We start from the raw sequence: 19,578 nt of genomic DNA, 5'->3' as shown, positions 1-19,578 counted from the left end.
TCATACTCAGGTTCCAGAACACCCGCACCGACGCGCACCGGCGACGATCCGTGGACGGCGCGCACGCGCGGCATGGCACCGGATTCGGTAGCGTGAACAGGTGACCATTGAAGACGCGACGCCCGAGACCGGGGCTCTCACCCGGCGTGAGTTTCGCGCGGCCACCGGCGCGACCGACACCGTGAGCCCGCCGGCCCCGCCCTTCAACGACGACGCGAACGCATCAGATCCGGATGCTGTCGACGTCGAGTCCGCTGAGGATGCCCGGGAAACCGCGCACGAGCAGACGATCGCGCCCGTTCCCGCAGACTTCTCGGTCGATGACGTCGACGCGGCGGCTGCGTCGGATGCCGACATCGATCTCGACGAACCCGCGGCATCCGCCGCTTCCACGGTGCGGTGGGCCGACGAGAGCCAGACGGCGACCGCCTTCGCCTGGCTCGATGTCGACACCGTGGAAGAGAGCACCCGACCTGCCGATCTCGATCAGATAACGATGCGAGAGGCCGGTCCGGATCTGCTTGCCGATGCGCGACTGCACCCGACGCTGCTGCGGGCGCGCTGGCTGGTGCCGATCGGCGCCGTCGCCGCCCTGGTGCTGGCGTATGCGGCGACCGTGCTCCTGTGGCCACTGCACGAGGTGCCCCCGATCGTCGAGGCCGCCGAGTTCGAGACGGTCGCCGCGCAGGTCGCGGCTCCCGCGTGGCCGGCCGCCGGCAGCGCGGGCGTAGGGATCGCAGGGATCTCATCGGTGGCGTCCTCTGCGGATGCCGTTTCGATCGCCAGCGTGACGAAGGTGGTCACAGCCCTGATGGTGCTGGATCGGATGCCGCTTCAGCTCGGTGAACAGGGACCCGAGTTCGCGTTCAGCTACAGCGACAACGTCGAGTACTGGGACTACCGCCGTGCAGATCAGTCGGCGCTGGACGTGCCGGTCGGCGGAGTGCTCACCGAGTACCAGATGCTGCAGGGAACGCTGCTCGGTTCGGCGAACAACTACGTCGATCGCCTGGCCCGCGACATCTGGGGCTCAGATGCCAGCTTCGCGGACGCCGCGGCGACGTGGCTTGCCGACCGCGGGCTCTCCGGCATCACGATCGTGACACCGTCGGGCTTCGATGAGGGCAACGTCGCCACTCCCGAAGCCCTGCTGCAGCTCGGCGAGCGCGCGATGCAGAACCCGGTGTTCGCGGAGATCGTCGGAACGGTCAGCACCGACATCCCGGGTGCCGGCGTCGTCACGAACACGAACGGGATGCTCGCGGACCCTGGTGTCGTTGGCATCAAGACAGGAACCCTCGTGGGGTGGAGCATGCTCACCGCGAAGGATGTCACTGTCGGCGACACCACCGTGCATCTCTACGCCGCCGTGCTGAATCAGGGCGATGACGAGGAGCGTCTCGCCGTGACCCGTTCCCTGTTCGCCGATGCCGAGACCGCACTCGAGACCATGGCACCTGCGGTTCCGGCCGGGACGGTCGTCGGCACGGTCGACACGCTGTGGGGTGCGAACGTCGATCTCGTCACGGACGAAGACGCGACGGTGCTGCTGTGGAACGGGGCTGCCGCCAGCGCCGGCGCGACGCTCGCTCTCGGCGAGCAGCGTGACGCCGGCGACGAGGCGGGCACGCTCAGCGTGAGCGGCCCGCTGGATGCCGTCGAGATCGGCGTATCGTTCTCAGATGCGCTGCCCGGCCCGAGTCCGTGGTGGCGTCTGACGCACCCGCTCGAACTTCTCGGGGTCGTGGCCGACTGACACGCAGCCGGCCACAACACCGAGATCAGAGGCCCGTCGACTCCTCGGCGTCGACATCGGCCACGCCTGCTGGAACGGCGTCCGGCTCGGCATCCCCGGTGACGACCACGGGGGTCGTGCCGGTCATGGCCTCCTCGGCATCGATGTCGGTCGCGGCCTGCTCGAACTGCGACTGGTACAGCCGCCAGTACGCACCCTGCGCGGCGATGAGCTCATCGTGCGAGCCCTTCTCCACGATGTCGCCGTGCTCCATCACGAGGATGAGGTCGGCGTCGCGGATGGTCGACAGGCGGTGCGCGATCACGAACGAGGTGCGTCCCTGTCGCAGCGCTGCCATCGCGTGCTGCAGCAGCAGCTCGGTGCGGGTGTCGACGGCGCTCGTCGCCTCGTCGAGGATGAGGATCGACGGCTTCGCCACGAACGCTCGCGCGATCGTGATGAGCTGACGCTCGCCGGCCGAGACGTTCGCCGCATCTTCTTCGAGGACCGTCTCGTAGCCGTCGGGAAGCGCATGCACGAAGCGGTCGACGTAGGTCGCCTTCGCCGCCTCCAGCACCTCTTCATCGGTCGCCGACGCACGGCCGTACCTGATGTTCTCCAGGATGGAACCGGCGAAGAGCCACGGGTCCTGCAGCACCATTCCGGTGCGCGAGCGCAGCTCGGACCGGGTCGCCTTGGAGATGTCCTGACCGTCGAGCAGGATGCGGCCGCCGCTGAGCTCGTAGAAGCGCATGATGAGGTTCACCAGCGTCGTCTTGCCTGCACCGGTCGGCCCCACGATCGCGACCGTCTGACCCGGCTCCACTCGGAACGACAGGTCGTTGATGAGCGGACGCTCCGGCGTATACGAGAACGAGACGTTCTCGAACTCGATGACACCCTTGCCCTCGACGAGGGCGGGTGCATCCGCGGCGTCAGGGTCCTGCTCATCGGCGTCGAGGAAGTCGAACACCCGCTCGGCCGAAGCGGTGCCGGACTGCACCACGGCCGCCATGCCGCCCAGCTCGCTCAGCGGCTGCGTGAACTGCTGCGAGTACTGGATGAACGCCTGCACGTCGCCGAGGCGAAGCTGACCGCTCGCGACCATCAGGCCTCCGAGAACGGCGATGCCGACATAGGTCAGGCTGCCGACGAAGGTCATGGCGGGCATGATGATGCCTGACAGGAACTGCGCCTTGAAGCTCGCCTGGAACAGCTCTTCGTTCTCGACCTGGAACTTGTCGAGTGCATCCTTCTCACGGCCGTAGACCTTCACCAGCGCGTGACCGGAGAACGCCTCCTCCACCCATGCGTTCAGGCGACCGACCTTGCGCCACTGCGAGCCGAAGGCCTTCTGCGAGCGCGGACCGATGACGCCGAAGATGACGCCCATGAGGGGCAACGCGACGAGGGCCACGAGGGCCAGCTGCCACGAGATGGAGAACATCATCACCAGCACGCCGACGACGGTGAGCACCGATGTCAGTGCACCCGAGAGGGACTGCTGCATCGCGGTGGTGATGTTGTCGATGTCGTTCGTGACACGCGAGATCAGCTCTCCGCGCTGCACCTTGTCGAAGTACGACAGCGGCAGACGGTTGATCTTCGCTTCGACCGATTCACGCAGGCGCCACATCGTTCGCACCATGATGACGTTGATGACGTAGCCCTGGATCCAGGTCAGCAATGCGGCGCCGACGTAGATCGCGAGCACGGCGACGATGATCCAACGCAGTCGCTCGAAGTCGATGCCCGCGCCGACCTGGAAGTCGGTGAATGCCGCGACCATGTTCGCGAAGTCATCTTGACCCTGCGACCGCAGGAGCTCGATGACCTGCTCCTGCGATGTACCGGCAGGAACGCCGCTGTCTCCGAGCGTCTTCGAGATGAAGCCCTCGTAGATGATGTTGGTGGCCTCGCCCAGCACCTTCGGTGCAGCGACAGTCAGCACGACTCCGATCGCACCGAGGATCGACACGAAGACGAACCAGAGTGCGGAGGGCTTCAGCAGACCGATCATCCGGCCGAAGCTCTTGCCGAAGTTGTCGGCCTTGCCAGGGGCGGGGGCGTCCCACCCTCCGGCATCCAGACGCGCCGCGTCGGCGAGCTCGGCTTCATACTGCTCTTCTGCGGTGAGCCCGGTCACTGACACTTCGACAGGCTCAGTGACCGACTTGTCTCGCGAACTCATGCGTCCACCCCCAGCTGCGATTCGACGATCTCTCGATAGGTGTCATTGGTGGCGAGCAGCTCGTCATGCGTGCCGACGCCGACCATGGTGCCGCCATCGAGGACCACGATGCGATCGGCGTCCATGATGCTCGAGACGCGCTGCGCGACGACGATCTTCGTCACCTCTGGCAGTTCACGCCACAGGGCCTGTCTCAGCCTCGCGTCCGTCGTGAGGTCGAGTGCCGAGAACGAGTCGTCGAAGATGAGGATGTCCGGCTGGTGCACGATCGCTCTGGCGATCGCGAGACGCTGGCGCTGCCCGCCGGAGACGTTCGTGCCGCCCTGGGCGATGCGCGACTCGAGGCCATCAGGCATCTCCTCGACGAAGTCGCGACCCTGTGCGATCTCGAGCGCATGCCACAGCTCTTCGTCCGTGGCCTCCTCGCGGCCGTAGCGCAGGTTCGACGCCACTGTTCCGGTGAACAGGAACGGTCGTTGCGGCACCAGGCCGATGGTCTTCCACAGCGCGTCGACGTCGGCTTCACGCACATCAGTCCCGTTGACGCGCACTGCGCCGCCCGTGACGTCGAACAGTCTCGGGATCAATGAGACGAGCGTGGTCTTGCCGGCACCGGTGGAGCCGACGATCGCGACCGTCTCACCCTTGTCAGCACCGAAGGAGACGCCGGACAGCACCGGGGCGTCGGCTCCGGGGTATGTGAACTCGACGTCTTCGAGAATGACCGTGCCAGGCGCGCTGAAGTCGGCGACGCCGTCGTCCGGACGGTGCATGCTCGACTCGGCGTCGAGCACTTCGCCGACGCGCTCGGCCGAAACGGCCGCGCGCGGGATCATCATCGCCATGAAGCTCGACATGATCACGCCCATCATGATCTGGCCGATGTACTGCATGAACGCGAACAGGGTGCCGACCTCGACGTTGCCCGCATTGATCTCGATGCCGCCGAACCAGATCACTCCGACGACGGTGACGTTGAGGATCAGCATGAACAAGGGGAAGAGCAGCACGAAGAGCGAGCCGATCTTGCGTCCGAGGATCATCAGCTCGGTGTTCGTCTCGCGGAAGCGCGCTTCTTCGATCGGTTCGCGAACGAAGGCGCGCACCACCCTGACGCCCGTGAGCTGTTCGCGCATCACACGGTTGATCGCATCGAGCTGCTTCTGGTTGCGACGGAACAGTGGAACCATGCGACCGATGATGAGCACGGCGACGATCAGCAGTGCCGGCACAGAGACGGCGATCAGCCAGCTGAGCCCGACGTCCTGCTGCACGGCCATGATGATTCCGCCGATCGCGAGCAACGGGGCGGTGACGAACATCGTCGCCCCCATCATCGCCAGCATCTGCACCTGCTGCACATCGTTCGTGTTACGGGTGATCAGCGAGCCTGCGCCGAACTGCGACACCTCGCGTTCGGAGAAACCGTTCACGCGGGAGAAGACGTCGGCACGGATGTCGCGTCCGACGCTCATCGCCGCCTTGGCAGCGAAGTAGGTGGCGACGATCGAGCAGACGATCTGACCGAGTGACACCACGAGCATGAATCCGCCGGTGCGCCAGATGTAGCCGGTGTCGGCCTGGGCGACGCCGTTGTTGATGATGTCGGCGTTCAGGCGCGGCAGGTAGAGGGTGGCGAGGGCGCTGGCGAACTGGAAGACCAGGACGCCGACGAGGAGCCATCGATATTTGGAGAGGTAGCGGACTAGGAGTTTTCCGAGCATGAAAGTGTCCTCGTGGGGATAGTGGCAGCGAGTGCCACAGAACAGATTGTCACGAAGCTCGGACATTCGAAACGACGAAGGAGGATTATCCGCTCAGGGCGAACGATCCGCTGGTCATCGCCGGATTCTGCACCGCGTGCAGCAATGGCCGGGTGCGCTTGTCAGCCGAAGAGCGGCACCTGAGGCGAGTACGCGCGGGCAGCGGCGCCGGCATCCGACTCCAACTCCGCAAGCGTCGCGGGCTGCCACCTCGGCGACCGGTCCTTGTCGACCAGCTGCGCACGGATCCCCTCCACGAGATCGGGGTGGAGGGCGGCGAACCAGAGCACGCGTCGGTACTCGCCGATCAACGCGTCGCGCAGGTCGCCCTCGCGCGCCTCGCGGACGGCGTCCAGCGTCACGGCGATCCCGGTCGGCGAGAGCTCTGCGAGCGTCGCAGCGGTATCGGATGCCGCGGACTCGGTGCGCTCGGACAGTCGCTGCAGGATGTCGCCGATCGTGTCCGCGGAGAACACCTCGTCGATCCAGGCTCGTTCGTCCGCGAGGGCCGATCGCTCAGGGGTCTCATCGAACAGCAGCACGAGCTCGGAGGGGCTGGTCGGGTCGGCGCGCTTGCCGAGGGCCTCTCGGAGCTCGTCGAGGTGTGCGGAGGGCACGTAGTAGTCCGCGAAACCGGCGTAGACAGCATCCGCCCCCGTCATCGTGCTGCCGGTGAGACCGAGGTACTCGCCGATACGGCCAGGAGCGCGGCCCAGCAGATAGGTGCCGCCGACATCCGGCGTGAATCCGATCCTGGTCTCCGGCATCGCCAGGCGGCTGCGCTCGGTCACGATGCGGACGGCGGCGTGGCCTGCGAGGCCGATGCCACCGCCCATCGTGATGCCGTCGGCGATGGCGACGACCGTCTTCGGGTACTGCGCGATCATGAGGTTCAGCGCGTACTCCGCGCGGAAGAAGTCGCCGACGCCGTGGTGCTGCCCGCTGGTGATCTGATCGTAGAGCCCGCGCACGTCGCCGCCGGCGCACAGGCCGCGGTCACCGGCCCCGTCGATGAGGACGATGTCGATGTCGGTGTCGTCGCGCCACCGGTCAAGGGCTGCGGTGAGCTGACGGATCATGTCGAGATCCAGCGCGTTGATCGCCTTCGGCCGATTCAGAGTGAGCCGTCCCAGTGATCCCTCGGTGCGGACGAGAACAGTGGGTGCCGCGGTGGTGTCAGTCACGAATGCCACGTTACCCGCCTGTTTCTTCACGCTTTGCACAGTGCCGACGCGAGATTCTGCGTGTTTTCCGACAAGATAGAGAGAACGCCCATCGCAGAAAGGCCCCGGATGCCAGACGGACAGCTGATCGAGTTCGATCACGTGACGAAGCGCTTCGGCGCTGTCGCCGCAGTGTCGGACTTCTCCGCGCGCGTCAACCCCGGTGTGGTGACGGGCTTCCTCGGTCCGAACGGCGCAGGCAAGACCACCACGCTGCGGATGCTGGTCGGCCTCGAGCGCCCGACCATCGGTACGACCAAGATCGGCGGCAAGCGGTTCTCCGAGCTGCGCGAACCCGCGCGCGTGATCGGGGCGATGCTCGAGAATCCCGGCTTCCGCGCCCGTCGCACTGTCGAGCGTCACCTGATCGCCGCGGCCAAGGCGAACAGCATCCCACTCTCGCGCGTCGGCGAGCTCATCTCGTTCGTCGGCCTCGGCGACGACGTCGAGACCCGCATCGCAGCCCTCTCGCTCGGCATGCGCCAGCGTCTCAGCGCGGCCACCGCACTCATCGGCGACCCGGGCGTGCTCGTGCTCGACGAACCGGCGAACGGTCTCGACCCCGAGGGCATCCGCTGGATGCGCACCCTCATCCGCGGCCTCGCCGACGAAGGGCGCACCGTGCTCGTGTCGTCGCACGTGCTGTCCGAGGTCGAGCAGACCGCAGACGAGATCCTCGTCATCGCCCGCGGCGAGCTGAAGTTCGCCGGCACGATGGAAGACCTCGCAGACCCCAGCAGCGGACCCGTCGTCGTCGACGCCGCGGATCGTCCTGCCCTTTCCGAAGCGCTGCGCGGCGCAGGGTTCGAGTTCGAGATCCTGCGCTCCGGCCTGACCGTGCGCGGCAGCGATGCCGCCAGGATCGGGGCCGTGACCGCCGGTGCCGGTGTGGCGCTGACCACACTGCAGCAACGCGGCCCGACGCTCGAAGACGTCTTCCTCGATCTCGTGAATGACCGGTACGTGCGCGTCGAGAAGCCAGCGACGAACGAGCCAGCGCTTTTCGAGATGCCCCACGAGGACGACGAGCAGCTTCCGCTCGGCTCTTCCGCCGAGCCCGTTTCGTCGCCGGCGACGTCATCTCCTGAGCTCGAGGACCAGGTGGCCGACGGTCCCGCCGATGCCGACGCCGAGGCGCCTGAACCCGACTCCGAGGGCGACGCAACGGGTGACTCCACTCGGATGGGTGAGCCTGCCGCAGGAGAGACGAGGCGCTCCGAGCGAGCCGCGCGCGTCGAAGCGTCGGCGAAACCGGGCGACGAGGACCGTCCGCTCCCCGGCATGGCCGGACTCGCGGCGGTCGCCAGCCTGTTCAACACCCCGTCATCCCGCTCTGCGGCTGATGAAGCGGCCGCTGACGGCAGCGATGCGGACGAAGCCGAGAGCGATCCCGCCCCCGAGTCGTCGTCCACGGGTGCGAGCGATGAGGCGGATGCCGAGAGCATCGACCTCGACGCGACGCGCGTCATCGACGTCGTTCCCGGCGCTGAGCAGACAGCATCCGACGTCGCCCCCGACGAGGCTGCTGCTGACGACGTGACGATCGCAGGCGACGAGGCCGCACCGTCGTCCGAGCCGGGCGAGGATTCCGACGTGACCGATGCGACCGACGAGTTCTTCGACGCGTTCACGGGCGATCCTTCATCCGACGATGATGATGCGCCCGACCTGTCATCCGGCGAGGCGTCGGAAGGCGGAGACTCAGAGCCCGACGCAGAGGACGGCGACTCGCACCACGACGAGTCCACCCGCGAGCGGCACTGATCAGACAGGACTGATCGGCGCCACCGATCAGGCGTTGGCGATCAGGCGCTGCCGGTCAGTCGCTGCCGATCAGACGCTGCCGATCAGGCGTTGGCGATCAGATGCTGCTGATCAGACGCTGCCGATCAGACCGGGCGCGGCCGGATGACCGGACGCTGTCGTCCCTTGACGACCGGTATCGGCGCCGTGCTCGCGATCTCGACGACGTCGACGGGCTCCTCTGAGACATCGAGGCGAAGCGCCTGCGTGAGGGAGAGGCCGTGCCTGGTCGTGAAGATCAGCCGCTGGAACTGCTCGTCGCCTTCGAGGTCGATGACCACGCTCGGCCGACGGCGACGGATGAGCACGAAGTCTGTCGTGGCCGCGGCCTTCCAGGTTCCGGCCGCGAGGATGCTGGGGATGTGCGTCCCTGGACCGGGCACGCCGCGCAACCACGTCCACGCATCATCGGTGAGCTGCACCTTGGTGATCGTGTCGCGCGCGACTCGCAGGTTCTCGCGATGGAACGTCGCAACGCGTTCGAGCGGGGAGAGCACAACCTCAAGCTGTGTCTGATCCAGCAGCAACGTCACCATGAACCCAGTCTGCCAGCGACGCCCTGCAAACTGTCTGCGACTTCCTCACAGGACGGCAACAATCCCGTTGTGCAATTCCGCCAGACGGCATTGCCCCGCACAGCTCCGGAGGAACGTCCGCCCGAGCACGGTTACGCGACCACGGGCACCCGAATTCTGAAGAAGCTCCGGAGTTATGCGGGCGGTTTCCGAGTCAGCGAGATTTGCACCTGTTCAGAGCCGAGCGGATGCCGCGGCAGCAGCCGCCGCAGGCAGCGCAGCCTCGATGCGGGACAGGGCCGCATCGTCGTGGGCTGCGGTGAGGAACCACGCCTCGAACACGCTCGGCGGCAGGGCGATGCCCTGCTCGCGCATCGAATGGAAGAACGGCGCGTAGCGGAACGCCTCCTGCGCCTGCGCCTCGGCATAGGTGCGCGGCGGGTTCTCGGCGAACACGACGCCGAACAGGTTCCCGGCGCGCGGCACGGCGTGCACGACACCCGCTTCGGTGAGGGCTGCATCCAGGGCGTCGGCGACACGAGCGGCCGCAGCATCCACCCGCGCATAGACGGCGGGCGTCGCGAGTCGCAGGGTCGCGAGCCCGGCCGCGACCGACAGGGGGTTCCCCGACAGCGTGCCCGCCTGGTAGACCGGCCCGGTGGGCGCGAGCAGCTCCATGACATCGGCGCGACCGCCGAGCGCGGCGAGGGGCATGCCTCCGCCGACGACCTTGCCGAACGTGATGATGTCGGGCAGATACTCCTCGCCGAGCGAGGCCTGCAGCGCCCAGTAGCCGGCGTGGTGCACCCGGAAGCCCGTGAGCACCTCGTCGAGGATCATCAGCGCGCCGTGCGCGTGCGCGGTGTCGGCGATGAAGCGGTTGAATCCGGGTTCGGGTTCGACCACGCCCATGTTCGCGGCCGCGGCCTCGACGATCACGGCGGCGATCCGGTCGCCGTGCTCCGCGAAGACGGCTTCGAGCGCGGCGCGGTCGTTGTAGCCGATCACGAGGGTCTGCGCGGCGATGGGAGCGGGGACGCCTGCGGAGCCCGGCAGCGCCAGCGTCGCTACCCCGGAGCCCGCCTCGGCGAGCAGTCCGTCGGAGTGCCCGTGGTAGTGCCCCGCGAACTTCACCAGGAGGTCGCGGCCCGTCGCACCGCGCGCGAGGCGGATCGCGGTCATGGTCGCCTCGGTGCCGGTGGAGACCAGACGGACGCGTTCGATCGGAGCGAGGTCGCCCACCCGGACGCGCTCGGTGATGAGGCGGGCGAGCTCAACCTCTCCCTCGGTCGGCGCCCCGAAGGAGAGCCCTCGGGTCGCCGCCTCCTGCACCGCGGCGACGACATCCGGATGCGCGTGCCCCAGCAGGGCGGGCCCCCACGAGGCCACCAGGTCGACATACTCTTCGCCGGCGGCATCCGTCACCATCGCACCCTTGGCGGATGCCAGGAATCGCGGCGTCCCGCCGACGGAGCCGTACGCCCGCACCGGAGAGTTCACTCCACCGGGGGTGACGGCACGTGCGGCGACGAACAGGTCATCGTTGCGGTCGTTCATGGGAGTCTCCCTCAGTCGCGAAGCCAGCCGGCGACCTCGGTCGCCCAGTACGTGAGCACGGCGTCGGCACCGGCACGGCGGATCGACAGCAGCGACTCGAGCACGGCGGCACGACGGTCTATCCAGCCGTTCGCACTCGCGGCTTCGATCATCGCGTACTCGCCGGAGATCTGATATGCCCACACCGGAATATGCACGGCATCGCGCACCTCGCGGAGCACGTCGAGGAAGCTCATCGCCGGCTTCACCATGACGATGTCTGCGCCCTCGGCCTCATCGATCAGCGCCTCGCGCAGCCCCTCACGACGGTTGCCCGGATCAAGCTGGTACGTGCGACGATCGCCCTGCAGCTGCGAGTCGACGGCCTCGCGGAACGGCCCGTAGAACGCGCTCGCGTACTTGGCCGCGTAGCCGAGAAGGAGCGTGTCGGTGAACCCCTCTGCATCCAGTCCTCGACGGATCGCGGCGACCTGGCCGTCCATCATGCCCGACAGCCCCAGCAAGTGCGATCCCGCCCGTGCCTGTGCAAGCGCCATCGCGACGTAGCGTTCGAGCGTCGCGTCGTTGTCGACCGAGCCGTCGTCGGCGAGAACGCCGCAGTGTCCGTGATCGGTGAACTCGTCCAGGCACAGATCGGTCTGCACGACGAGCGCGTCGCCGACCTCCGAGACCAGCGCGGACGTGGCGACGTTGAGGATGCCCGCGGGGTCATCCGCACCGGAGCCGGTCGCATCGCGCATGGCGGGAACACCGAACAGCATCACACCGCCGACGCCTGCTTCCGCCGCCTCGACCGCAGCACGACGAAGCGAATCGAGCGAGTGCTGAGCGACACCGGGCATCGAACTGATCTGCACGGCCTCTGAGATGCCCTCGCGCACGAACATCGGCAGAACGAGCTGCCGGGACTCCAACGAGGTCTCCCGCACCAGGTTCCGCACCGCCGACGATTGACGGAGCCGGCGCGGACGGATCTCGGGGAAGCTCACGGCGCGAACTCGTCGGCCGCGTGCGGAAGGGTGAAGTGCGAGACCGCGTCGATGAGTGCATCGACGGTCTGCTTGTCTGCGACCACTGTGATGGGCAGCCCGGCCTTGCGTGCGTCCTTCGCGGTGCGAGGGCCGATCGCTGCGAGCAGCGTGTCATCCGGGATGTCGGGGAACTGCTCGCGCACCTGCTGTGCGACCGATCCGCTGGTGATGAGGATCGCGTTGATGCGGCCGCTGTCGACATCACGGCGGATGCGCTCGGTGACGGGCACGCCGACGGTGCGATACGCGACGATGCTCGAGACCTCGTGACCGGCTTCGATGAGTGACCGGGTCAGCACTGGCTTCGCGATCTCGCTGCGCAGCGTCAGGATGCGACGGGGCGATGGCTCCAGCGCGAGCAGCTGCTGAGCCATGCCCTCGGCGGAGTTGTCCTCCTCCGGGACGAGCGCGACCTCGTAGCCGACGGCCTGAAGTGCTGCCGCCGTCGTCTCGCCGACCGCGGCGATCTTCGTCGACTTGGGAACCACCGCGCGATGCGCGAACAGCACATCGACAGTGGTGGCACTGGTGATCGTGAGCCAGTCGAACCCTCCGGCGGCGAGCTTCGTCAGTGCGTCGTCGAGCGCGGCCTGGTCGTTCGTCGGGCCGAAGTTGATCAGCGGCGCGACGACAGGAACGGCGCCCTGCGCCCGGAGGCTCGCGGCGACGCCGTCGCCCCAGGGGCCTCCTCGCGGAACGAGGACGCGCCAGCCGGTCAACGGCTTCTCATGATTCGTTTCGGGTGTGATGCTCATCAGGATTGCTCTCGGGAGACGAGTCCGGCCGCCCCTTGATCGAGCAGCCGACGGGCGACAGAAAGTCCGATCTCGCGTGCTGCGTGATTCGGGTCCGCACCATCGGCAGCATCCGCTCCATTGCCACTGCCGTTCAGACGAATATACCCCCGGCGCAGGCGTTCGGTGACGTCGAGGCCGATCCGCCTCTCCCCCTCGGGCGCGTAGACGACCGTTCGCACGCGTACCGACTCGCCCATGACGACCGCGTGCGCGGCCATCGGCGCCTGGCATCCGGCATCCAATCCCTCCAGCACCCCGCGCTCCACCGTGATCGCGAGCCTGGTCGCCTCGTCGTCGAGCTCCGCGAGGGCGGCGAGGAGTTCTGCCGGCGCGTCCGCCGTCGTCTCGACGGCGAGCGAACCCTGGCCGGGCGCGGTCGGCCACTCGGCGAGGTCGAGCTCCTCGCGTGCGAGGGTCACCTCGGATCCGATCCGCGACAGGCCGGCGGCGGCGAGGATCACGGCATCCAGCTCACCGGATTCGACCCGGCCCATGCGCGAGCCGATGTTGCCGCGGATGTCGACGACCTCGGCGCGAGGCGCGTGACGACGCACCTGGGCGATCCGCCGCGGCGAGCCCGTGCCGACCTTCGCGCCGGGGCGCAGCTCGTGCAGCGGTGTGCCGTCCCTCGAGAGCACGACGTCTCGAGCGTCTTCCCTGACAGGGGTCGCTGCGATGACCAGTCCGTCCGGCTCAGCCGTCGGCAGATCCTTGAGCGAGTGCACCAGGATGTCGCATTCACCGTTGAGGAGCGCCTCCCGCAGACGTGTCGCGAAGATGCCCATGCCGCCGATCTCGGAGAGCGATGCCCGGTTCGTGTCGCCTTCCGAGACGATGGGGATGAGCTCGACCTTGCGACCGGAGATCTTCTCGAGTGCGGTGGCGACGTGCCCTGACTGCGCCCGCGCGAGGGCGCTGCGGCGCGTGCCCAGACGGATCGGGCGCTGACGATTCGAAGTGGTCATGGCGGTCTACTGCAGAACGTCCGCGATCTCGTCGAAACGGAGCCTGCGTCCCGTGAAGAACGGGACCTCCTCCTTCACGAAGCGACGAGCCTCGGTGTAACGCAGATCGCGCATGAGATCGACGAGTTCGGTGACGTCGTCGGCCTCGAGGGGAAGGATCCATTCGTAGTCGCCGAGGGCGAAGGCTGCGACCGTGTTGGCGATGACGCCCGTGAACGCCGCGCCCTTGCGCCCGTGATCGGCGAGCATCTTGCGCCGATCCTCTTCGGGGGCGAGATACCACTCGGGTGTGCGCACGAACGGGTAGAGGCACAGCCAGCCCTTGGGTTCGACACCGCGCAGGAAACCGGGCACGTGGGCGCGATTGAACTCGGCATCGCGGTGCACGCCCATCACGTTCCAGACGGGCAGCAGCGTACGCAGCAGCTCAGTCCGGCGAAGACGGCGCAGCGCCTTCTGGAGTTCTTCGGCCGTGTCGCCGTGCAGCCACACGAGCAGATCGGCGTCTGCCTTCAGTCCCGAGACGTCGTAGAAGCCGCGGATGGTGACGCCGGAGTCCTCGATGTGCCCGGAGATCGTCTCCAGCTCGGTCGCATCGGTCTCAGCGACCGGTGCATCGGGATTGCGTCGCCATACGGCCCAGAGGGTGAAGCCGGTCGGGTTCTCTTCGCTCACGTCGGACATGCGTCCAGTCTGCCCCTTTCTCGAGGAAGGAGCGAATGCGGCCGACGGACGTCAGCGGGCGAGAGCGCGCGCGATCGCCCAGACGAGAGCGCCGGCGATCGCAGCGACCCCGACGGCCGCGGCAACAGCACCGACCGGATTGCGATCCGCGAACACGCGGGCCTTCGCCGCCCCTCGCACCGAGGCCTTCTCGATGCGACGGGGCAGGTTGCCCTTGACCTCGATCGCCGCGAGTGCGGCCTTCAGCTCGGCACGAGCGGATGCCACGGGGTCGGTGATGCCCGCAGGAACAGCGGTACGGGGCAGATTCAGTTCAGAGTTTGTCATCACCGGCATCCTTCACGATTCGAATATCGGTCGCGACGGCCTGGCCGGGGTTCTCCCGACGCAGCACCTTGCGGAATTTCAACAGTCCGAACACTGCGCACACCAGCACGCAGAGCAGGAGCAGTGCGAGCATTGCAAGCGCCGAGAGCCACACCGGCCACCACGACGACAGCCCGGCGACCGCGAACACGAGGATCATCGGGATCAGCCAGAACAGGAAGAACAGCGCGATCAGGAACCAGACGCTGCCGATTCCGGCGTCCTTCGCCGTGCGCGAGATCCAGACCTTCGCCGCTTCGATCTCGGCCTTGACGAGCTTGCTGACGAGTTCTGGAACGTCACCGAGCAGCGTCAGGAAGCTGTCGTCGGCGCGGTCACGGTATCCGCGGACCATGTCAGTTCCCGTTCGTCGTCTTCTTCGCCGCGGACCCTGTCGACGCGCTCGAGGAGGCGGCGCCCGTCTTGGCTGCGGGCTTCTTCGCGGCGGGCTTCTTCGCAGCCGCCTTCGCGTCTTCGATCACGTCTTCGGCCACATCGGCGACGTTCTCCGCCGCCTTCTTGGTCGTGGCGATCGCGGAGTCGAGCTTCTCGCCAGGAGTCGTCCCGTTGCCGACGGACCCCGCCACCTTGACGATCCCCGACCAGACGGCACCCGGAATCGCTGCGGCCTTGTCGCCCGCGAACGCGGTGAGCTTGGTGACCTGCTCCTGAACCGGGTCCAGGTGCCAGACCTTGAGCCACTGCGTCTTGATCTGCTCGTAGCGCTCGCGTCCGGCGCGCGTGCCGAGTACGTAACCGACGCCGAGTCCGACGACGAGTCCGATCTTCCCCTTCATGGGGTCTCCTCACGTTGTTCCGGTCAGGCCGCAGGATTCTGCCCCTGTCGGCCAGGTACCCAGCGTAACCCCATATGCCGATTTCGGCATCTATGCCTCAGGGGGTTGACAGCCAGAGTTCACTTACGTCCAGAGCAGTGCCCGGCGCAGGCGATCGGCCTCGTTCTTCGCATCCGGGACGACCTGGGCCAGGCCCGTTCCCGCGAGCCATGCCCCGACGACGGCGAGGCCGTCGACCTTCTGAACGGCCGCCCGCACCGCGACGCGGCGCTCGGCGGCTCCGATGAGGGATGCCGGCTGCGCCTGCGTGAATCGAGCCCGGTGCGAGTCGACGAGCATCGACTCCGGCAGCGGCACTCCGAGCATGTCGGCGGCCTCGCTCAGCGCGAGCCGAGCGGCCTCCTCGTCGTCGAGCCCAGCGGTGGCGGCGGGCTCTCCCTGAGCGCCGAACGACACCCGCACGATGTGGCGGCCGCCTGCCGTCTCGCGCAGCCACGACCACTTCGCGGTGGCGTGGGTGAGCGCCTTGGCCACATGGCTGCCCGGCATGGTGAGCACCCCGGTGCCGCGCGGCGCGGCATCGAGCGCCGGGGCGTCGAGCAGCAGGCTCACGATCTCGATCTCCGGGGCCGCACCCGCGGCGCCGAGCGCATCGATGTGGGTATCGAGCAGTGCACGGGCACTGGGCTCCGCGGTGGCGACGATGACAGCATCCGCTGTGAGCGTCTCCGTGCTGTCGTCCGCGTCATCCGCCGCATCCTCGCCTGCGGTGTCTGTCAGGAACGTGACGGTCCAGCCGTCGCCTTCCCTGACCGGGCTCTGCACATCGATCCCGGTGCGCACGACACCACCGAGCTCGACCAGGTCGTCCGCGAGCGCGTCCACGAGCACACTCATACCGCCGGCGAGCGCCTCCACGGCGGAACCGGGGGCCCGCTTCGCACGGTCGGCGCGGTCCGCGAGCAGCTGAGCGACGCCGCCTGAGAGCGAGCCCGCCCTGGTCATGGCCTCGTTGAGACCTGGCGCTGCGACTTCGATGTCGACGTCATCGGGATGCGCGGAGTAGACACCGGCGGTCACAGGGGCGACCAGTCGGCCCAGCACCTTGTCGCCCATGCGAGTCGAGACGAGCCTGCCGAGGCTGTGCTCCTTGCCGATCGTCAGCGGCGGTCGCAGCCGATCGACGTATGCGCGCCACGCTCCGCCCCAGCCGATGATCCGACGCACGTCGTCGGCGAACGGATTCGAGGGGATGCCGAGAATGCCGCCCTTTGGCAGCGGGGCGGGGGCGACGCCTGGAACGCCGACCAGCCATGCGCCTGCCGGGTTCGGAGTGACGACGCGGTCGGTCAGACCGAGATCGGCGAGCAGTTCGCGCACGTGCCCCCCGCGCGTCGCGTAGCTCTCTGCCCCGGCATCCACCACGATCGAGTCGAGTTCGGCTCGGCGGATTGCTCCGCCCAGGCTCTCTGCCGCTTCGAGCAGCGTCACCTTCATGCCGACTTTGGCGCACTCACGAGCGGCGACGAGACCGCCGATGCCGCCGCCGATGACGATGACGCGGCGCTCGGCGGCTCTGGCCGCGAGTTCGACCGGATCGTCCGTCATGCCTGCGCCGACTCCGCGCGCGAGTGCACCAGCTCCACGATGCGGGTGAGCTGGTCGGGGTCCGTCTCCGGCGGCACGCCGTGGCCGAGGTTGACGATGTGCGCTCGGGCAGCCCGACCGCGCTCGAGCACGTCGCTCACGTGCGCCTCGAGAACCTCCCACGGAGCAGCAAGCAGTGCCGGGTCGATGTTGCCCTGCACGGTGACATCGGGTCCGAGGATGCGTGCGGCCTCATCGAGCGGCTGACGCCAGTCGACACCGACGGCCGACGCGATGCCGTCGAGTCTCATGTCACCGAGGAAGGGTCCCGTGCCGACACCGAAATGGATCACGGGTATGCCGAGGTCCGTCACGGCCGCCTTGGAGTGCGGCGCGATGAACGCACGATAGTCGGCGGGGTTGAGTGAGCCCGCCCACGAGTCGAAGAGCTGCACGGTCGCCGCTCCTGCGTCGCGCTGCGCCTCGAGGAAGCGGCGGGAGATCCGTGAGAGCCAGCCGGCGAGCCGGTTCCAGGCTTCGGGGTCGGTATGCATCATGGCGCGGGCGCGCAGGTGCTCCTTTGAAGGACCGCCCTCGACCAGATATGCGGCGAGTGTGAACGGCGCACCGGCGAACCCGATCAGCGGAGTGTCGCCGAGTTCGGCGGTGACGATGCGCACGGCCTCGGCGATCGCAGTGGTGTCGAGCTCATCCGGATCGATTGCGGTGATCCGGTCGACGTCGGCGCGTGTACGCACCGGCTCGGCGAACACCGGCCCGCGGCCCGGCTCGATGACCACGTCGACGCCTGCCAGACGCAGGGGGATGACGATGTCGCTGAAGAAGACCGCCGCATCCACGCCGTGACGCCGCACCGGCTGCAGAGTGATCTCGGCCGCGAGGTCGGGGGTCAGGCATGCGTCCAGCATCCGTGTGCCGACGCGGAGCTCGCGATATTCGGGAAGGGAGCGTCCGGCCTGACGCATGAACCAGACCGGGGTCTGCTCTGGTCGATCTCCGGCGAGCGCGCGCAGCAGCGGGGCAGTGGATGAGGACATGCATCCATCTTCCCATCCGGTCTCTATGGGTGCCCGGTGTCCGCATCCAGGAGGCACTCCGAAAGGTTGCGTAGGATGTACCTGTGCTGCTGTGTGTGACGGCGAACCACAAGACCGCCTCTTTCGAAATGCTCGAACGACTGAGCCGCACCCCCGACGACGTCGCGCCGAACCTTCTGCGCCTCGCTCCGTGCGTGCAGGGTGCAGTCGTCGTTTCGACGTGCAACCGCTTCGAGGCGTACGTCGAGGTCGACGAACCGGTGACCGCAGCCGGTGCCGTCGGCGTCGAGGCGGTGCTCGAGGCGATCGAGCAGTCGGCGGGCATCCCCGCCGAGGAACTCGACGGGGCCTACGCCGTGCACTCCGGCCGCCGGGTCGCCGAGCACCTGTTCGCAGTGGCATCCGGTCTGGAATCCGTCGTCTCGGGTGAAGGCGAGATCGCCGGCCAGGTGCGCCGCGCTCTCACCACGGCCCGCAAGCACGGCACGACCTCCCCCGAACTCGAGCGGCTCTTCCAGCGAGCCAGCCAAGCGCAGCGCAAGGTCAAGAACGTCACCGCACTCGGACGCGCCGGGCGGTCGCTGGTGCGCCTCGCGCTCGAACTGGCCGACAGCCGCATCGCCGACTGGTCGGCCGAGCGCGTGCTCCTCGTGGGAACGGGTGCGTACGCCGCGGTGACGCTCGCGACGCTCCGTGAGCGCGGCGCGACGAACATCTCGGTGTACTCGCCCTCCGGCCGCGCGGAGCTCTTCGCCAAGAAGCACGACATCACCGCGGTCTCCGAAGCCGATTACGCGCGCATCGCGACGGCATCCAGCCTGCTCATCACCTGCACCACCGCGACCGAGCCCGTGCTCGGCCGGGCGCAGCTGCAGGGTCAGACAGGCGACGCGTCCGCCGGCTGCCCGATGGGCCAGCAGACCTCGCAGCTCGTGATCGACCTGGGCATGCCGCGCAATGTCGACCCCGACATCGCGAGCCTCGAGGGTGTCGCGCTGCTCGACCTCGAGACGATCCGTCTGCACGCCCCGCTGGAAGAACTGCAGGCGACGGATGCCGCGCGCACCGTGGTCCGAGAAGCCGCAGACACGTTCCACGTGGTCGGTGCGCAGCAGAGCGTGACGCCGTCGGTCGTGGCGTTCCGCACCCACATCCTCTCGCTGATGGAAGCCGAGATCGAGCGGTCTCGCGCGCGCGGCGACGATGGAGGCAGGGTCGAGCAGGCCATGCGCCACCTCGCCGGCGTGCTCACGCACACCCCGACCACGCGGGCGCACGAGCTCGCGGCTCAGGGACGAGGCGACGAGTTCGCCGCTGCGCTCGAGACGCTGTACGGCATCAGTGCCGACATCGCCGCGGACGCTCCGGCGGCCGAGTCCGCCTGACCGGCGGCGACGCTTTCCTCGGAGAAGTGCACCTTCTTCGGAGCGATCTGGCGTGATTCCTCCGCGCGAAGCGCACATCTCCGACGAGACTGCACGCGTGAGGCCCCACTTCGCCCTGCTG

General features: G+C 67.9%; 17 protein-coding genes. 3 read left to right on the top strand and 14 right to left on the bottom strand.

What is annotated here, in order from left to right; genetic code table 11:
• Window positions 1–100: 100 nt before the first annotated feature.
• Window positions 101–1,756: a D-alanyl-D-alanine carboxypeptidase family protein gene (locus JF52_RS0108840; RefSeq protein ID WP_033105838.1), complete on the top strand. Its 1,656-nt coding sequence runs from the start codon at window positions 101–103 to the stop codon at window positions 1,754–1,756.
• 25 nt (window positions 1,757–1,781) lie between these two features.
• Here the strand turns inward: JF52_RS0108840 and JF52_RS0108835 are convergent, their stop codons facing one another.
• From JF52_RS0108835 to JF52_RS0108825, 3 genes are all read right to left on the bottom strand, one after another.
• Window positions 1,782–3,926, bottom strand: coding sequence for an ABC transporter ATP-binding protein (locus JF52_RS0108835; RefSeq protein WP_084595718.1), 2,145 nt, complete (start codon window positions 3,924–3,926; stop codon window positions 1,782–1,784).
• On the bottom strand, window positions 3,923–5,650 hold the full coding sequence (locus JF52_RS0108830) for an ABC transporter ATP-binding protein (RefSeq protein WP_033105837.1): 1,728 nt from the start codon (window positions 5,648–5,650) through the stop codon (window positions 3,923–3,925). The genes JF52_RS0108835 and JF52_RS0108830 overlap by 4 nt, the downstream gene beginning before the upstream one ends.
• 161 nt (window positions 5,651–5,811) lie before the next feature.
• A complete protein-coding gene (locus tag JF52_RS0108825) occupies window positions 5,812–6,873 on the bottom strand; it encodes an enoyl-CoA hydratase/isomerase family protein (RefSeq protein ID WP_033106515.1) in 1,062 nt (353 codons plus the stop codon).
• A 108-nt stretch (window positions 6,874–6,981) separates the two neighbouring features.
• Here JF52_RS0108825 and JF52_RS16920 point away from each other — a divergent pair, with 108 nt between their 5' ends.
• Window positions 6,982–8,676: an ATP-binding cassette domain-containing protein gene (locus tag JF52_RS16920; RefSeq protein ID WP_033105836.1), complete on the top strand. Its 1,695-nt coding sequence runs from the start codon at window positions 6,982–6,984 to the stop codon at window positions 8,674–8,676.
• 125 nt (window positions 8,677–8,801) lie between these two features.
• Here JF52_RS16920 and JF52_RS0108815 read toward each other — a convergent pair whose 3' ends face one another.
• The 11 genes from JF52_RS0108815 to hemE form a co-directional block, all read right to left on the bottom strand.
• A complete protein-coding gene (locus tag JF52_RS0108815) occupies window positions 8,802–9,251 on the bottom strand; it encodes a hypothetical protein (RefSeq protein ID WP_033105835.1) in 450 nt (149 codons plus the stop codon).
• Between the two features lie 213 nt (window positions 9,252–9,464).
• A complete protein-coding gene (locus JF52_RS0108810) occupies window positions 9,465–10,787 on the bottom strand; it encodes a glutamate-1-semialdehyde 2,1-aminomutase (protein ID WP_033105834.1) in 1,323 nt (440 codons plus the stop codon).
• An 11-nt stretch (window positions 10,788–10,798) separates the two neighbouring features.
• Window positions 10,799–11,776, bottom strand: coding sequence for a porphobilinogen synthase (gene hemB, locus JF52_RS0108805; RefSeq protein ID WP_033105833.1), 978 nt, complete (start codon window positions 11,774–11,776; stop codon window positions 10,799–10,801).
• Complete coding sequence (locus tag JF52_RS0108800; protein WP_033105832.1) at window positions 11,773–12,573, bottom strand: uroporphyrinogen-III synthase; 801 nt, start codon at window positions 12,571–12,573, stop codon at window positions 11,773–11,775. Before JF52_RS0108800 ends, hemB begins: the two co-directional genes overlap by 4 nt.
• The gene (gene hemC, locus JF52_RS0108795) at window positions 12,573–13,580 is read right to left on the bottom strand and encodes a hydroxymethylbilane synthase (protein WP_033105831.1); all 1,008 of its coding nucleotides are present in this window, start codon (window positions 13,578–13,580) and stop codon (window positions 12,573–12,575) included. Before hemC ends, JF52_RS0108800 begins: the two co-directional genes overlap by 1 nt.
• A gap of 6 nt (window positions 13,581–13,586) precedes the next feature.
• Window positions 13,587–14,264 carry a hydrogen peroxide-dependent heme synthase gene (gene hemQ, locus JF52_RS0108790; protein WP_033105830.1) on the bottom strand — a complete coding sequence of 226 codons (678 nt, stop codon included), beginning with the start codon at window positions 14,262–14,264 and terminating at the stop codon, window positions 13,587–13,589.
• A gap of 51 nt (window positions 14,265–14,315) precedes the next feature.
• Complete coding sequence (locus tag JF52_RS0108785) at window positions 14,316–14,591, bottom strand: hypothetical protein (protein ID WP_033105829.1); 276 nt, start codon at window positions 14,589–14,591, stop codon at window positions 14,316–14,318.
• Window positions 14,578–14,985, bottom strand: a complete 408-nt coding sequence (locus tag JF52_RS0108780; protein ID WP_033105828.1) for a phage holin family protein — start codon at window positions 14,983–14,985, stop codon at window positions 14,578–14,580. Before JF52_RS0108780 ends, JF52_RS0108785 begins: the two co-directional genes overlap by 14 nt.
• Window position 14,986: 1 nt before the next feature.
• Window positions 14,987–15,427 carry a hypothetical protein gene (locus JF52_RS0108775; RefSeq protein WP_052166858.1) on the bottom strand — a complete coding sequence of 147 codons (441 nt, stop codon included), beginning with the start codon at window positions 15,425–15,427 and terminating at the stop codon, window positions 14,987–14,989.
• 123 nt (window positions 15,428–15,550) lie between these two features.
• The gene (gene hemG / locus JF52_RS0108770; protein ID WP_033105827.1) at window positions 15,551–17,035 is read right to left on the bottom strand and encodes a protoporphyrinogen oxidase; all 1,485 of its coding nucleotides are present in this window, start codon (window positions 17,033–17,035) and stop codon (window positions 15,551–15,553) included.
• Window positions 17,032–18,072: a uroporphyrinogen decarboxylase gene (hemE, locus tag JF52_RS0108765; RefSeq protein WP_033105826.1), complete on the bottom strand. Its 1,041-nt coding sequence runs from the start codon at window positions 18,070–18,072 to the stop codon at window positions 17,032–17,034. The genes hemG and hemE overlap by 4 nt, the downstream gene beginning before the upstream one ends.
• Before the next feature lie 83 nt (window positions 18,073–18,155).
• Between hemE and JF52_RS0108760 the strand changes: the two genes are divergently transcribed.
• Window positions 18,156–19,457: a glutamyl-tRNA reductase gene (locus JF52_RS0108760; protein WP_033105825.1), complete on the top strand. Its 1,302-nt coding sequence runs from the start codon at window positions 18,156–18,158 to the stop codon at window positions 19,455–19,457.
• Window positions 19,458–19,578 lie beyond the last annotated feature (121 nt).

It is taken from the genome of Microbacterium profundi, assembly GCF_000763375.1.
In the GTDB taxonomy this organism is placed as follows: domain Bacteria; phylum Actinomycetota; class Actinomycetes; order Actinomycetales; family Microbacteriaceae; genus Microbacterium; species Microbacterium profundi.
This window is presented reverse-complemented; position numbering and strand designations above follow the sequence as displayed.